Source organism: uncultured Bacteroides sp. (assembly GCF_949298305.1).
In the GTDB taxonomy this organism is placed as follows: Bacteria; Bacteroidota; Bacteroidia; order Bacteroidales; family Bacteroidaceae; genus Bacteroides.
Genome location: NZ_CASFWU010000074.1, coordinates 1 through 14,207, shown reverse-complemented (window position 1 = coordinate 14,207; position 14,207 = coordinate 1). Strand labels below are relative to the sequence as shown.

Genomic DNA, 14,207 nt, shown 5'->3' with positions numbered 1-14,207 from the left:
TCCCTACCCGCGCGAGCAACACTTGCATTACATTTCTGAAACACTTGTGTGGCTCACGAGCCGTACAAGTGTCGTTCACGAGCCGTGCAAGTGTTGTTCAAATGCCTATTCTGACGATATCAACGCTCAAGTACTCCTATACGTCCGGCAGCATCCAGTGTATTCACCGATATACGCAGACGACGGCAACGGCTGTTGCTGTAGAAGCGTACCGTGGCACGTCCCTGTTCATCGGTCATCAACTCCGGCTGCCAGTACAGTGTCCGGCGATAATCATCCTCATGGGGTAGCACCCGATAGTCCGGCGAATAGAATTCCTTCACCTTACTATAGCCTTCGAGCCACGTCTTGCGCACACCTTTTCCTCCCTTGACCGATACCTCTCCCTCAGGTTTCGTTTCAATCAATACAGCACAGCCATACAGTTTATCAATGTTCATCGGTGTAAACCTCGGGTCGGCATAGCGGCACATGGTTCCCACATCTTCGCTAATGTAAATAGACTTAATAGACTCCAACGTCAGATTACGGTACTTATTGAAGTCCAATTCCTCGTGGAGCGTCCGCTCATAGTCAATGACAAACAGAGCAAACCTGCCTTTGTAGAACAAATACTCCTCGCCCGATGGGCTGAACTGCGTATAAAAATTGGGATTCATGTTCCTCATCAGTTCGTGGATATCGTCGCCGATGAAACCGTTCCGATCCTGGATGTCGTCCATCTCTGAAGCCACGTCGTAGTAGGCTAGGGACTTGGTACGGGCCTGAAAGACATCGCTGGCCTTGTCGCGCTTGCGAGCTTTCACTTCCACCTCGTCCAGGTGGTGTATCTTCTCGTCAATGCCCAGGCGGCGCAACGAGTCTTCGTAGGCCTGGAGGAACAGGTTGTAGTCTTTCTCCACTTGAATCGTATCGACCGGCCCGTTGGCCGGCAGCCCTACTTTTTGTTATTGCTGTCAATATAGCAACTGATTTTTAATTTTAAAATCCTCCGACAAAGAATTATATACTCATATATTTGTATATTAGAACATTACAGAGATATGTTAATTATTTCTTGGGACAGCCGTGCAAAATTTTGCGTCTCATCCAGAGGCTACGGTTGGATGTTCAGATGGAAGACTGCGTATAGGGGGGGAGAGAAACACAAGTTTTTACTTAAGTTTCAGATTTAATATTTCACAGGAAATTAAGAAGTTATATAACTCAAGTATCCCAACGAGGCATATAGTCCCGCAGGAACCGGATGTTATCAGCTTCTGCCCTCGAAATACGCCGCTATAATTGGACGAATCATTGAAGGGGAAAATACACGTTGCCTGATGGTAACGTTTGCGATAACCGATGATAACGTTTGCGTTGACTGATGATAACGTTTGCGATGCCCCATGATAACGGGCCAGGAGCGAATTATTATAAACAGAGGATGCGCCCGCATCCGGACGCATCCTCTTACTTATCTGTCAAGTGACCCCGCTGGGACTCAAACCCAGGACCTTCAGAACCGGAATCTGACGCTCTATTCACTAAGCTACGGAGCCTTTATGTGGCTGCAAAAGTATAAAAAATCTATTCATTCTCCTAACAAAATCCTTTTTTTTCCTCCAAAACATCGTTTTACCTACAGCTCTGTTCCAAGAATACCCCCACGAAAGAAAATCCATACTCAGCCCAAGGGACAGCCAGCGGCGAAATGCACAAAACAAATCTGTTATTTTGAAAACAAACAAAGCTATTAATAAAACAATTTGTTATTTTTTACAGCAAAGAAGGAGCACGTATCAATATTATTTCTATCTTTGCCGAGCAAATTAACAAAACGATTGATAATCTAAAACCTTTATGAGTTACCTGATAAAACCTGAAGGGTACAAACCCCTGCTGGATTTGAAGCAGACAGAGCTTGGCATCAAGCAGATTAAAGACTTCTTCCAGATGAACCTCTCGTCCGAGTTGCGCCTGCGACGCGTCACCGCCCCTCTTTTTGTGCTGAAGGGCATGGGTATCAATGACGACCTCAACGGAGTGGAGCGGGCCGTCTCATTCCCCATCAAGGACCTGGGCGACGCGCAAGCGGAAGTAGTGCATTCATTGGCCAAATGGAAACGACTGACCCTGGCCGAGTATCACATTGAACCCGGATACGGCATCTATACCGACATGAACGCCATCCGCGCCGACGAGGAACTGGGCAACCTGCACTCGCTCTATGTGGACCAGTGGGACTGGGAGCGCGTCATCACTGCCGAAGACCGCAACGTAGACTTCCTCAAACAGATAGTAAGACGCATCTACGCAGCCATGATACGGACCGAATACATGGTCTACGAAATGTATCCGCAAATCAAGCCCGCCCTCCCTCAGGAGCTGCACTTCATCCATGCCGAAGAGCTCCGTCGCCTCTATCCCGACTTGGATTCCAAGGGCAGGGAGCATGCCATCACCAAGAAGTTCGGGGCCGTATTCATCATCGGCATCGGATGCAAACTGGGCGACGGCAAGAAACACGACGGACGCGCCCCCGACTATGATGACTACACCACCCCCGGTCTGAACGACCTGCCCGGCCTGAACGGCGACCTTGTGCTGTGGGACGACATTCTGCAACGCAGCATCGAACTTTCATCCATGGGCATCCGTGTGGACAAGAAGGCACTGCAACAACAGTTGAAGGAGGAAGGCGAGGAACGTCGGCTGGAACTCTACTTCCACAAACGGCTGATGAACGACACGCTTCCGCTTTCCATCGGCGGAGGCATCGGCCAGTCGCGTCTGTGCATGTTCTACCTGCGCAAGGCACACATCGGCGAAATTCAGGCCAGCATCTGGCCCGAAGAGATGCGCAAGGAGTGCATGGAGCACAACATCCACCTGATTTGAGGCCGGCGCAGCAACGATGGGCATCAGGAATAAGACACTGATATGAAAACAGGCAGGCACTTTCAGCATAGAAACGTGCCTGCCTGTTTCAGCATAAAAGCCTGATAAGAATGAAGAATACCTATAACCCAACTGACATTTTTATGTCCGCACGGCCGGTGTTTTGCAGGATTATTCGTACTTTAGCAAGCCAAACGGCCTATTTACATAACCCTACCCAATAAATAATAGCTTATGGATGTTCAGATAGAAGAAAGCTGGAAAGCACGCCTGCAACCCGAGTTCGACAAAGAATACTTCCGCACCCTGACCGATTTCGTACGCAACGAATACGCCACGACCACAGTCTATCCGCCCGGAAGACTGATATTCAATGCCTTCAACCTCTGCCCCTTCGACCGCGTGAAGGTAGTCATCATCGGGCAGGACCCTTACCACGGCCCCGGTCAGGCTCACGGGCTATGCTTCTCGGTAAACGACGGCATCCCCTTCCCACCCTCGCTGGTGAACATCTTCAAGGAGATAAAGAACGACATAGGCACCGATACGCCCCCCAGCGGCAACCTGACCCGCTGGGCGCAACAGGGCGTACTGCTGCTCAACGCTACCCTAACCGTCCGTGCCCATCAGGCCGGTTCGCACCAGAACCGTGGTTGGGAGACATTCACCGACGCCGCCATCCGTACACTGGCCGAAGAGCGTGAGCACTTGGTGTTCATCCTTTGGGGAGCATACGCCCAGCGTAAAGGAGCCTTTATAGACCGCAACCGGCACTTGGTGCTGGCCTCGGCCCACCCGTCGCCTCTCTCGGCCTACAACGGCTTCTTCGGCAACAGACATTTCAGCAAGACCAACGAATACCTGAGGGAACACGGAGAGACGGAGATAGTCTGGTAGGCAGAACAATAACAGATGAAAAAAAGAAAATGGAAAGTCGGTAGTTTTCTGCTCTCGGCTTTCCATTTTCCTTTTTCCAAAAATTCATTTCCCCATCAATACCATTGGATGTTGCTTTGCGTCTGGCTACGCTGCTCCCACTTCAAGTCTTGCAGGATTTGCGCGGTGGCGCGGATGGTGAAGTTATAATATTTCCACTGTCCGAAGGGTGAAATGGCTGCCTGAATGGTGAAACAGTGCAGGTCGCGCGTCACGTTGAAAGCTGTCTGCGTAATCTCCTTGGCATTGAAGTCGTAACCAGAGTTGAAACTAATGGCCCATTTGTTGGAAATCTTGATGTTTCCGTTAATGTTCAGAGCGTTCAGGCTGAACTTGTAAGGATAACGCATAGTCTCGCGATTAATGGGCTTACTGGTATCTTCGCTGATATTGAAACCTGTACTTAAATTAATGGACCATGGCATTTTGAACGCCTGGTAGCCATCCTCGTCCACGGCAGCTTTTTCTTTCTTTTTCTTATTCGTCCCATTCGGATCGGACGAGTCTGCCGTAGCCTCAGCATCCTCTCCTCCATCGTTGTCTGTTCCGTTTTTGTCCTTTTCATCATCCAGTTTCTCACCCGTAAACAGAGCCCTGATTTTGTTCCAAGTATCGTTGTTCAGCGTGTAACTGAAGGAGGTACCGTACCCTTGAAAACGGCCGAAGCGCCCGTAAGACCACTCTGTCCGGTTACCTCTGACTACATTACCGTTCTTATCAAAAGTATAGGCATAGGTCGCAAAGCTGGAACTCATACTGAACGTATAGTTTTTGCTCAACTTCAGACGTAGATTCATATTCAAGTCACTCCAAGGTTGTACGGTGGCCGCCGTGTTGTAGGAAATGGAGGCACCCAGTTCGTCAATCAGACTTATCTTGCGAATAGAGTCATTTTTATCCTTATACTTCATTTCCAAGTTGTTGGAAATACTGAAAGAGATATTGCCCGAGCGTCCTCGGCTGGGAGGGCTGAAGGCCTGTCCGGCATAAGGGGAATAATAAACCGTATCGATAGAGCCGCTGGAGTTAGGCTTCGTATAGCTTTCCCAATAGCCGTAACGGGAAGAGCCGAAGTCTGGTGCGGCACTGAAGCTGATAGAGGGCGTGATGACATGACGTATCTGTATAGCCTTCTTCGGGAAGAAGAGCGGCTTGTACATACCGTAAATCTTGGTGTTGGCGCTCAGGCTGGCATTGTAGTTATACACACGGTGGAAACCGTAGATGGTATCCGTATTCACCTCCTGCCCGCTGGTACCCGCCGTGGGGTCCCAATCCTTCATCACCTTGCGGGTGTACCAACGTTCGGTGTAGTTGACGCTCGGCGTTACGTTGAAGTACTTGAACAGGGTAAAGGTGGCGCTGACAGGAATCTCGTGCTGCATGCCGTTCTCCCAGTCCCTAATCAGATTGGACTTGAACAGCATGTTGTCTTTGGTCTGAATGCTGTTCTTGAAGCGTCCGGTATAACGTACCGAAATCTTCTCATACCACTTTTCATCACCCACGGCCTTTTTCCGCTTGAAGGGGAAGAGGGTCGTCAGCGAGATGTTCAGGTCGGGCAGAGTCATGTTGATGGACGAGTCCTTCATGCTCTGCGCAATGTTGGAGGTAGCCGAAATGGTCAGTTTCTTGTCAAACAGGTAGCGCGTGTAACTGATACTGGAAGTCTTGGTGTTCTGCGACATGGCCTGCGAGTTGTACAGGTTGTTGATGTTGGTGCGCTCATAGCTACTGGTGGCAAAGTTCACACTGGCGGAGAACGTTTGGTTCGGATTGGCCTTGGCATCCTGACGGTGAGACCAGACGATCTTGAAGTCCTTGGCCACCGAATAGTCTGGCAGGCCCTTGTCGCCCGTCTTGGTCACCTGATAGCTGGCCTGCAGAAGGCCCGAATATTTGTAGCGTTTGATGTAGTTGGTCTCTGCGTTCAGTGCCCACGAACCTTTTGTGAAGATGTCGCCGCGTAGTTTCAGGTCCATCTGGTCGCTGATGGCAAAATAGTAACCGCCATCCGTCAGACCGAAGCCGCGATTGGAGTCGTCCATGTAGGAAGGCATGATGAAACCCGACTGATAACTGCTGGAAAAGGGGAAGAAGAAGAACGGTACAGCCAGCGGCAAGGGAACGTCCTCCACCACCAGATAGGCAGGACCGGTCACAACGTTCTTCTTGGGACGCACTTTGGCATAAGTCATCTGCATATAGAAGTGCGGATGTTCGTGATTGTCGCAAGTGGTATACTGACCCGTCTTCATGTAGAGTTCGTCGTTGGTGCCCTTCTTGGCATTGTGTCCAATCACGTATCCCTCGCCCTGCTGGGTCACCACGTTACTGATAACTCCCTTCTTACTCTTGAAGTTATAGCGGATGGTATTGGTTTCGTAAGGGGTTTCGCCATCCTTGAACACCGGCATGCCTTTCACGTTGCCCAATGAATCTTCTACACCGTGGGCATAGACCGTACTGCTGTCCATATTCATGGTTATGACATCGGCTGTCAGTTCAATAGGCTTGCTGCTCTGCTGATACACCACCTTACCCTGCCCGTAAAGATGGGCAAATCCGCTTTGGGTAAACACGATGGAATCCGTGGCCTCGTAAGTGACAGGCGCATCCAATCCTTCTTTTTTCTTTGGAGCTGCCGTATCAGCCTGTAAAGTATCCGCCACCTCTACATCGATAGCCAACGAGTCAGCCCGAATGGTGTCGCCAGACTGCAGGGTATCTCCCGACCTGCCTGCAAGAGGCAGCATACTCCTTCCCCGACGCTGGGAAGCAGCCTCGCTGCACAAGGAAAGCAAGACCAACAATAATATAATTGGTATGAATATTTTCGATTTCAATGGCGTCATTAACTTATTGATTTCCGCTTGAAGGGGCAAAAGTACGTATTTTATACGGATAATCTTCCTTTTTAAAGAAATTTAGATACTACAAGAAGCGCTCGCACCACCCGTCAAAACGCCTCAATCCGGCCTCTCCATAGCGTTGGAGGCTCTTGCGAGCCTTCTCTACACTCTTCTCGGCATCCAGGTGAGTCTTTGAAAAAAACTTGTCGGCAAAGCAGATGACCTGCTCCTCCAGACTGACCGGAAGCATTTCGCGATGGGGAACGGGCAGGTCCTGCTCCACTATCTGCTCCAGCGAAAGCCCGGCGCCGGTATGCCGTTCACACACCAGTGCATGGCGGGGAAAGCCTTCGGCACGTACCAGGTCAGCACCCAGATAGCCGTGACAGATATAAGGATGCTCGCCAAAGCAATAAATGCCGGAGGCATCTGTAAGGAAAATACCGATGTCGTGCAGCATGGCGGCCTCATAGAGAAAATCCCTGTCCAGTCCCAGCTCGGGATGTCTGTCGGCAATCCACAAGGCCTTGTCGGCCACCGAACGGCTGTGGGTCAGCAGGATGTGTTTCAGCTCGTCGGCCTTCGGATAGTATTTGTCAATCAATGAAACAGGTGACATATCGCTTCACTTTTTTCTGAACTTATAGATAAGCACCTCACTGCGCAGGTCGCAACTGCGGTAAGGCGTTTGATAGACTTCCTCCAGCTGGTAAGTGTCCGAATAACGGCCGAGGAATTCGTCCTTCACCTTTACTGACAGGGCCACATACCCCTCGCCTTCGGGATTCTCCAACGAGAAGTTACGCATGCGGTCGTTCAGGTAGTAGTTGGCACCGTAGAAACGAATCATGCGGTCGGTATAGGAGTAGAAGGGGCCTTCGGGAGCATATTCGTTGAAGCAGGCAGCCAGTCGCTTGTCCGACTTCTGCGCCAGTACCGTGGGCTGATAGACCCCGTCCAGCGAGACAAACAGGCAGAGCATACAGCCCGCTGTGGCGTAGAGCAGCACTCGGGCATCTGCCTTTCTGGACAAAGCACGGAAGGTACACAAGCCGGCCACGACGGGCAACGCCACAATCAGCCACTTGCCCACGGAAAGGTCTACGGTCTCCAGTGCATTGGTGAAGGCAATGTTCTCGGCTGCATGACGCCCCGTGCCCCACACGCTGTCGGGCACCAGTCCGCAACGCACGGCAATGAACACAAGAGTCAGCAGAAAGCAGAGCGACGCAAAGATGGCAGCCGATATTCTGAACACCTTCGCCCCGCGCTGCACCTGTGCAAACAAATACTCTGCAATCAGCAGGGCCATGAAAGGATAGATGGGAAGCAGATACACACTGCGCTTGCTCTTGGGGATGCAGTAGAAGATGAAAATGAACAGAATCACCACCCAGGTGAACAGCTTCAGCGGAGGCAGTGCCCGGAACTTGGCCCAGGCCGCCTTGATGCGGGCGCCCCACGTCGGCCCTGCCGGAAGCAGAGACACGTTGCGCCACTTCAGGCCGAAGAGCGAAATCACCAGCACCAGCGTCCAGGGAATCCAGCCCCAGATGACGGTGAGGAAGTTATACCAGACGGGATTGTAGTGCGATTCGTAGGACATGGTACCTGCAAAGCGGCCGGTGTTCTCCTCCAGCATCAGGTCGACGAATGCCTGGCCGCCCTGCTCCTGCAAGTAGGCCGCATAGCACCAGACGCCCATCGGTATCAGCGTGAGCAGACCGATGACCAGCAATGAGAAGAAAGTCTTGAAGAACGAGCGTCCGCGCAGCAGCTGGTAGATGCCGATGCACGTACAGGGGAAGATGGAGCCTACCGGGCCTTTGGTCAGCGTGGCGCAGGCCATGAGCAGCACGGCCAGCCAGGGAATTCCCTTGCTGCCCTTCTCGTCCCAACGGAACAGCAGACAGAGTGAGATGACTATCAGCGACACCTGCATCATGTCGATGCGGCAGGCCACGGCGGCACGGTGTACCTCGAACGAAGTGAGCAACAGCAGCGAGGCCAGCACGGCCGTCTTGACGTCCTTGCGCCTGGACACGAACAGGAAGAACACGAACTGCATGGCCAGGAAAGCCAGCGCAGACGGCAGACGCGAGGTGAACTCCGTCACGCCACCCGTCACGGAAGAGAGGGCCGCAATGGTCCAATAAAGGAAAGGAGGCTTGTAGGCGATGTCCGTGCCGTAGTTCACCGGCAGTATCCAGTTGCCGCTTTCCAGCATGGACACCGCCACAATGGCTTCCCGTGGTTCTCCTTTGGAATAGAAGATTGTTTCGCCCAAAAACGGGACTATCACCAGCACACTCAGCAGTGCCACAAACCAGAACGCTTTCTTTCTGTCCGACATATTCTTTTCTGTTTTTACGTTTTTCGCGACAAAAGTACGAATTATTCTGAAACTATCCCTAACTTTGGCCTTTCGAATGGTAGCAACGGTCGAAATATGGACGGAAAACAACGGAATCAACTCTTGGAGTTCGTGCGCTTCGTGGCGGTGGGCGTTTTTGCCACAGCCCTGCACTATGGGATATACTATGTGCTGCAACGCCTGGTCAACGTCAACGTGGCCTATACGGCGGGCTATGCGCTCAGCTTCCTTGCCAACTTCTACCTGACCGCCTACTTCACCTTCCGCGCCAAGCCCTCGTGGCGGAGAGCCTTCGGATTCGGCGGCGCCCACCTGGTCAACTACCTGCTGCACATGGGGCTGCTGAACCTCTTCCTGTGGCTGGGCCTGTCCAAGCCGCTGGCCCCCGTTCCGGTATTCGCCATCGCCATCCCCGTCAATTTCCTGCTCGTGAGGTTCGTTTTCAAGCAGAAGGAAACGAAAAACGGCCGGCAGGAGCAAAAGCGGAAGGGATAAATTTGCGAATCTCGCGTTTTCTTGCGAATATTGCAGACGGATTGTCACATAAACCTTATAGACCATGAACGAATTGCCCCGCCTTGCCATTGTCGTACCCTGCTACAAGGAAGAAGCCGTACTGCACGAGACCCACCGCCGACTGAGCCAGCTGACGGAACGCATGATAAAGGAACAACGGATAGCCCCCGACAGCTACATCCTCTACGTGAACGACGGCAGCACCGACCAGACCTGGCCCATCATCCAAGACTTGTATTACCATTCCGCCTACGCCTGCGGACTGAACCTGGCAGGCAACGTGGGCCACCAGAATGCCCTGATGGCCGGACTCGAACTGGCCAAGGAACATTGCGACATAGCCATCTCCATCGACGCCGACCTGCAGGACGACATCGAGGTCATCCCCGAAATGGTGGAGCGCTACCGGGAGGGGTGCGACATCGTGTACGGCGTGCGCAAGGAGCGCAAGACCGACACCTTCTTCAAACGGAGCACCGCACAGGCCTTCTACCGCCTGATGGGCCTCATGGGCGTGAAGACCATCTACAACCATGCCGACTACCGGCTGATGAGCCGGCGCGCCCTGGAGCACCTGTCCCGCTTCCACGAACGCAACCTCTTTCTGCGGGGCCTGGTACCCCTCATCGGTTATCAGACGGCCTGCGTCTACTACAACCGTTCCAAGCGGCTGGCCGGCGAGTCCAAGTACCCCTTGAAGAAGATGCTCAACTTCGCCATTGACGGCATCACCTCCTTCTCCGTGAAACCCGTGCGCATGATTTTCTGGCTGGGCTGCATCTTCATACTGGTAGCCCTCTGCGTCACCGCCTGGACCCTGCACGCCTACTTTCTGCACAACACCGTGCCCGGATGGTCCTCGCTGATGATTTCACTCTGGCTGGTTGGCGGCATCATCCTCATAGCCCTGGGCATCGTGGGCGAATACATCGGGAAAATCTACATCGAAGTCAAGGGCAGGCCCCGCTACAACACGGCCGAGACCCTGCTGCGCTAAGCCGTCCGAACATATTGCGCCGCAGATTGTTTATTACACAATCCGCATGCCACGGCACAGGGCAGGAAGCTGCACAAAGAGTCTGACATGGAAAGGAAGCCAGCCGGAAGTCGAATCTCGCTTCCGGAAAACCTGCCGCTACCCCCAACGGCCCACAACCGGCTTGCGGATTCCTTACTAACAGCTAAACGAATAAGAAGCATGAAACTGAAAACCATTCTGACCACAGCCCTGGCCACAGGGAGCCTTTCCCTGTCCGTGCCGCCGGCAAGCGCCTGCACAGGCATCACCCTCAAGAGCAAGGACAACACCACCATCGTGGCCCGCACCATCGAATGGGGCGGCAGCGACCTCAACAGCCAGTACGTCGTCGTCCCCCGCGGATACACACAGCAGTCGTACACCCCCGGCGGAGTGGACGGCATGGTGTTCAAGGCCCGCCACGGCTACGTGGGACTGGCCGTGGAGCAAAAGGAATTTGTGGCCGAGGGTGTGAACGAGGCCGGACTGTCCGCCGGGCTGTTCTACTTTCCCCAGTACGGCAAATACGCCGGCTTCGACGCCGCCCAAAAGGACAAGAGCATTGCCGACCTGCAACTGGTGGCCTGGATACTGGGCGAATGCAGCACGGTAGACGAGGTGCAGGAAGCCGTCGGCCGCGTGCGCATTGTCAGCATAGACCCGCGGGCATCTACCGTACACTGGCGCTTCACCGACCCCTCGGGCCGGCAGGTGGTGCTCGAAGTCATAGACGGCACTCCCCGCTTCTACGAAGACCACCTGGGCGTGCTGACCAACTCGCCCGGCTTTGAGTGGCAGCTCACCAACCTGAACAACTACGTCAACCTCGTCCCCGGCAACGCCCCTGCGCAGGAACTGGGCGACATCCGCCTGAACTCCTTCGGCGCGGGCACCGGCTTTCTGGGCATACCGGGCGACGTCACCCCGCCCTCGCGCTTCGTGCGGGCCGCCTTCTACCAGGCCACGGCACCCAAGCAGGCCACGGCCCTGCAAACCGTGCTCCAGGGATTTCAGATACTGAACAACTTCGACATCCCCATCGGCATCGAGTTCGCGGCCGGACAGCCCGTCACCGACATACCCAGCGCCACGCAATGGACCTCGGCCACGGACATGAAGAACCGCACCATCTACTTCCGCACCATGTACAACAGCGCCATCCGCAGCATCGACCTGCGCACCATCGACTTCGCCAAGGTGCGCTATCGTGCCGTGCCGCTGGACACCCGCAAGCAGCAGCCCGTAGAGGCGCTCACCATCCGGTAACGGCCTACGTACCGACGCATCCCCCATACGCTCCCGCGACTTACCCGTCCCTGGTGGCACCTTGGCCAGCCCAAGGTGCCACCTTTTTTGGTCTCTGCCGCCACCTTTGACGGACCGAAGCGCTACCTTTGACAGCATTAAAAGGCTTTCTTCTGAAAATTAAAAGCCTTTTAATAGATAAATGAAAGCCTTTTAATTGGTAAATAAAAGGCTTTTAATTTGCGAATGAAAGGCTTTTAATTTGCGAATGAAAGGCTTTTAATTGGGACAAAGGCACGGACTTGTACACCCTAAAGTGCCGCCTCAGCCCCGCCAAGGCAGCGCCTTAGACCGCGAAAGGTGCCGCCCTCGACCGTCCGAGGGGGCACCTTTCCGTTTCTTATTCACAGGCTTGTCCGCGCTGCCTGCATGCCTCGCCGCTCTTCCGGCGGCCGCCTAAGGCCGTCCTTCTGCGTGCGGACAGGTATAAACGCCCTTGCCCTTCGTCCTGCGGCCGTAGGCAATGGCGTGGACGGGGCAAGAGTGGTAACAGGCCAGGCACGTCTGGCACCGCCCGTGCCACGCCGGCATGTGCCTGCCCTCCCGCAGGGGATGGGGTTCGGTCAGGGCGATGTTGCCCACGGGACACGCCTCCACACACCGTCCGCACCCGGTGCAGACATCGGCATCGGCCCTGAAGGGGCTGTCGTCGGTGGCATAGCGCAGGAACAAGGGGTAGACCAGGCGGCTCTTCAGCCCCGGCATGCTGCCGCGGCAGGTGAAGTCGCCTTTGGCCCCCGCCCGCATCTGCTCCGCAATCTGCCTGACGGCCGCCGGCGCCTCCGCCAGCTTGCGGTCGCGCACGTCGGCCGGATCTACGTCGAAACCGGGGAAGAGGACGTACGTGTTGGGCATGGCCACCGTATAGGCCGCATCGGCCCGCAGGCCCGCCTTCTTCACCACCCGACGCCACAGGGCGTAGAGGCGGCCCACGTCGTCGCCGCAGGTGGCCAGCAGGCCGACGTAGTTCCGGCCGGGCACGTAGCCCTGCACGTCCATCGTCTCCAGCACTTCGGCCAGGTATTTGGGCAGGCCCCACGAATGCACGGGGAAGACGAAACACAACGGTTCGCCCTCGGCGAGGGTCACCGACAGCCGTCCGGCGCCCGCCTTCAGGTGCGGACGCAAATCCATCATCCGCTGCCCGCCCAGCTCGCGGGCCAGCAGCTCCGCCGCATAGCGGCTGTTTCCTGTAGCTGTAAAATAGAGTATCATACGCTTTCCATAACAACAAGCCACCCCGACCGTTCAGCGCCCGGGGCCGTTTCTGCGGACAAAATTAGGGATTAATCCGCATCCTCCGCCGGACTTCACCCGAAAAAAGGCGGTATCGGCCACGCAGCGGCAAAAAACTCAGCCGGATTGGGTCCGTTGCTTCTTACTTTTGTTATTTTTGCAGAAGAATAACCGATAACCCACAAGCCATGAGCAAGATTTATCCGGTAGGCATACAGAGTTTTGAAGTAATACGCAAGGGCGGTTATTGCTATGTGGACAAGACCGACTTGATTTACCAGTTAGTGAAAACAGGCAAATACTACTCTCTGAGCCGTCCCCGCCGTTTCGGCAAGAGTCTGCTCATCTCCACGCTGGAAGCCTATTTCCTGGGAAAGAAGGAACTCTTCCGGGGACTTGCCATGGAGAAGCTGGAGAAGGAATGGGCAGTGCACCCCGTGTTGCACCTCGACCTGAACACGCAGAAATATGACACACCCGAGGCGCTGACCAACGTGCTGGAGGAGAACCTGAAGTACTGGGAAGACCTCTACGGCGCATCGGACAGCGAAATCGGCGTGGCCCGCCGCTTCAACGGCGTCATCCGCCGCGCGGCGGAGAAAACGGGGCAGCAGGTGGTGGTGCTGGTGGACGAGTATGACAAGCCCATGCTCCAGGCCATCGGCAACGAGCCGCTGCTCACCGACTACCGTAACACGCTGAAAGCCTTCTACGGGGCGGACGGGCGTGACGAAGTTCAGCAAGGTCAGCGTGTTCAGCGACTTGAACAATCTGATGGACATTTCCCTGTCCAACCGCTTTGCCAATATCTGCGGCATCACGGAACACGAACTTTACCGGGACTTGGAGGAAGGCATTCGGCATTTGGCCGATGCCAACGGGCTGGGTGAGACCGAAGTCAGGCAGACACTGAAAGAATGGTACGACGGTTATCACTTCGCCGAGAATACGGAAGACATCTACAACCCGTTCAGCCTGCTCAGTACGCTGTCCGAGATGAAGTTCGGCAGCTACTGGTTCGAGACGGGCACACCTACCTTCCTCGTGGAGCTGCTCCAGCGCAGCAAGTACGACCTGCACCACCTGACCG

General features: G+C 54.5%; 10 protein-coding genes, 1 tRNA gene and 1 pseudogene. 6 read left to right on the top strand and 6 right to left on the bottom strand.

Annotated features, from left to right (window positions below):
- Nucleotides 1-119: 119 nt before the first annotated feature.
- Both Q1Y74_RS10445 and Q1Y74_RS10440 read right to left on the bottom strand, forming a co-directional pair.
- Nucleotides 120-902 (bottom strand): hypothetical protein, encoded by a 783-nt coding sequence (locus Q1Y74_RS10445; RefSeq protein WP_300814244.1) that lies wholly within the window; start codon nucleotides 900-902, stop codon nucleotides 120-122.
- A gap of 566 nt (nucleotides 903-1,468) precedes the next feature.
- Nucleotides 1,469-1,541: transfer RNA gene (locus Q1Y74_RS10440), tRNA-Arg, on the bottom strand.
- 301 nt (nucleotides 1,542-1,842) lie between these two features.
- Here Q1Y74_RS10440 and asnA point away from each other — a divergent pair.
- Both asnA and ung read left to right on the top strand, forming a co-directional pair.
- Nucleotides 1,843-2,880 carry an aspartate--ammonia ligase gene (gene asnA / locus Q1Y74_RS10435; RefSeq protein WP_300814242.1) on the top strand — a complete coding sequence of 346 codons (1,038 nt, stop codon included), beginning with the start codon at nucleotides 1,843-1,845 and terminating at the stop codon, nucleotides 2,878-2,880.
- A gap of 234 nt (nucleotides 2,881-3,114) precedes the next feature.
- A complete protein-coding gene (gene ung / locus Q1Y74_RS10430) occupies nucleotides 3,115-3,777 on the top strand; it encodes a uracil-DNA glycosylase (protein ID WP_300814240.1) in 663 nt (220 codons plus the stop codon).
- A 95-nt stretch (nucleotides 3,778-3,872) separates the two neighbouring features.
- Here ung and Q1Y74_RS10425 read toward each other — a convergent pair whose 3' ends face one another.
- The 3 genes from Q1Y74_RS10425 to Q1Y74_RS10415 form a co-directional block, all read right to left on the bottom strand.
- The gene (locus tag Q1Y74_RS10425; protein ID WP_300814239.1) at nucleotides 3,873-6,671 is read right to left on the bottom strand and encodes a putative LPS assembly protein LptD; all 2,799 of its coding nucleotides are present in this window, start codon (nucleotides 6,669-6,671) and stop codon (nucleotides 3,873-3,875) included.
- Nucleotides 6,672-6,750: 79 nt separating this feature from the next.
- Nucleotides 6,751-7,287, bottom strand: a complete 537-nt coding sequence (locus Q1Y74_RS10420; protein ID WP_300814237.1) for an HD domain-containing protein — start codon at nucleotides 7,285-7,287, stop codon at nucleotides 6,751-6,753.
- 6 nt (nucleotides 7,288-7,293) lie between these two features.
- Nucleotides 7,294-9,021, bottom strand: coding sequence for a glycosyltransferase family 39 protein (locus Q1Y74_RS10415; RefSeq protein ID WP_300814235.1), 1,728 nt, complete (start codon nucleotides 9,019-9,021; stop codon nucleotides 7,294-7,296).
- A 96-nt stretch (nucleotides 9,022-9,117) separates the two neighbouring features.
- On the opposite strand from Q1Y74_RS10415, the gene Q1Y74_RS10410 reads away from it, so the two are divergent.
- The 3 genes from Q1Y74_RS10410 (at nucleotide 9,118) to Q1Y74_RS10400 (ending at nucleotide 11,842) form a co-directional block, all read left to right on the top strand.
- A complete protein-coding gene (locus tag Q1Y74_RS10410) occupies nucleotides 9,118-9,537 on the top strand; it encodes a GtrA family protein (protein WP_300814234.1) in 420 nt (139 codons plus the stop codon).
- Nucleotides 9,538-9,601: 64 nt separating this feature from the next.
- Nucleotides 9,602-10,555 carry a glycosyltransferase family 2 protein gene (locus Q1Y74_RS10405; RefSeq protein ID WP_300814232.1) on the top strand — a complete coding sequence of 318 codons (954 nt, stop codon included), beginning with the start codon at nucleotides 9,602-9,604 and terminating at the stop codon, nucleotides 10,553-10,555.
- 201 nt (nucleotides 10,556-10,756) lie between these two features.
- On the top strand, nucleotides 10,757-11,842 hold the full coding sequence (locus Q1Y74_RS10400; RefSeq protein ID WP_300814230.1) for a choloylglycine hydrolase family protein: 1,086 nt from the start codon (nucleotides 10,757-10,759) through the stop codon (nucleotides 11,840-11,842).
- A 435-nt stretch (nucleotides 11,843-12,277) separates the two neighbouring features.
- On the opposite strand, the gene Q1Y74_RS10395 is transcribed toward Q1Y74_RS10400, so the two are convergent.
- Nucleotides 12,278-13,096, bottom strand: a complete 819-nt coding sequence (locus Q1Y74_RS10395; RefSeq protein ID WP_300814229.1) for an EFR1 family ferrodoxin — start codon at nucleotides 13,094-13,096, stop codon at nucleotides 12,278-12,280.
- A gap of 209 nt (nucleotides 13,097-13,305) precedes the next feature.
- On the opposite strand from Q1Y74_RS10395, the pseudogene Q1Y74_RS10390 reads away from it, so the two are divergent.
- Nucleotides 13,306-14,207 (top strand): annotated as a pseudogene (locus tag Q1Y74_RS10390) (AAA family ATPase); the annotation flags it as partial.

Bases quoted from the DNA above. Each gene is read 5' to 3' on its own strand.
- Q1Y74_RS10420 (WP_300814237.1), bottom strand. From the start codon at position 7,287: ATGTCACCTGTTTCATTGATTGACAAATACTATCCGAAGGCCGACGAG.
- Q1Y74_RS10400 (WP_300814230.1), top strand. From the start codon at position 10,757: ATGAAACTGAAAACCATTCTGACCACAGCCCTGGCCACAGGGAGCCTT.
- Q1Y74_RS10405 (WP_300814232.1), top strand. From the start codon at position 9,602: ATGAACGAATTGCCCCGCCTTGCCATTGTCGTACCCTGCTACAAGGAA.
- ung (WP_300814240.1), top strand. From the start codon at position 3,115: ATGGATGTTCAGATAGAAGAAAGCTGGAAAGCACGCCTGCAACCCGAG.
- Q1Y74_RS10415 (WP_300814235.1), bottom strand. From the start codon at position 9,021: ATGTCGGACAGAAAGAAAGCGTTCTGGTTTGTGGCACTGCTGAGTGTG.
- Q1Y74_RS10410 (WP_300814234.1), top strand. From the start codon at position 9,118: ATGGACGGAAAACAACGGAATCAACTCTTGGAGTTCGTGCGCTTCGTG.
- Q1Y74_RS10395 (WP_300814229.1), bottom strand. From the start codon at position 13,096: ATGATACTCTATTTTACAGCTACAGGAAACAGCCGCTATGCGGCGGAG.
- Q1Y74_RS10425 (WP_300814239.1), bottom strand. From the start codon at position 6,671: ATGACGCCATTGAAATCGAAAATATTCATACCAATTATATTATTGTTG.
- asnA (WP_300814242.1), top strand. From the start codon at position 1,843: ATGAGTTACCTGATAAAACCTGAAGGGTACAAACCCCTGCTGGATTTG.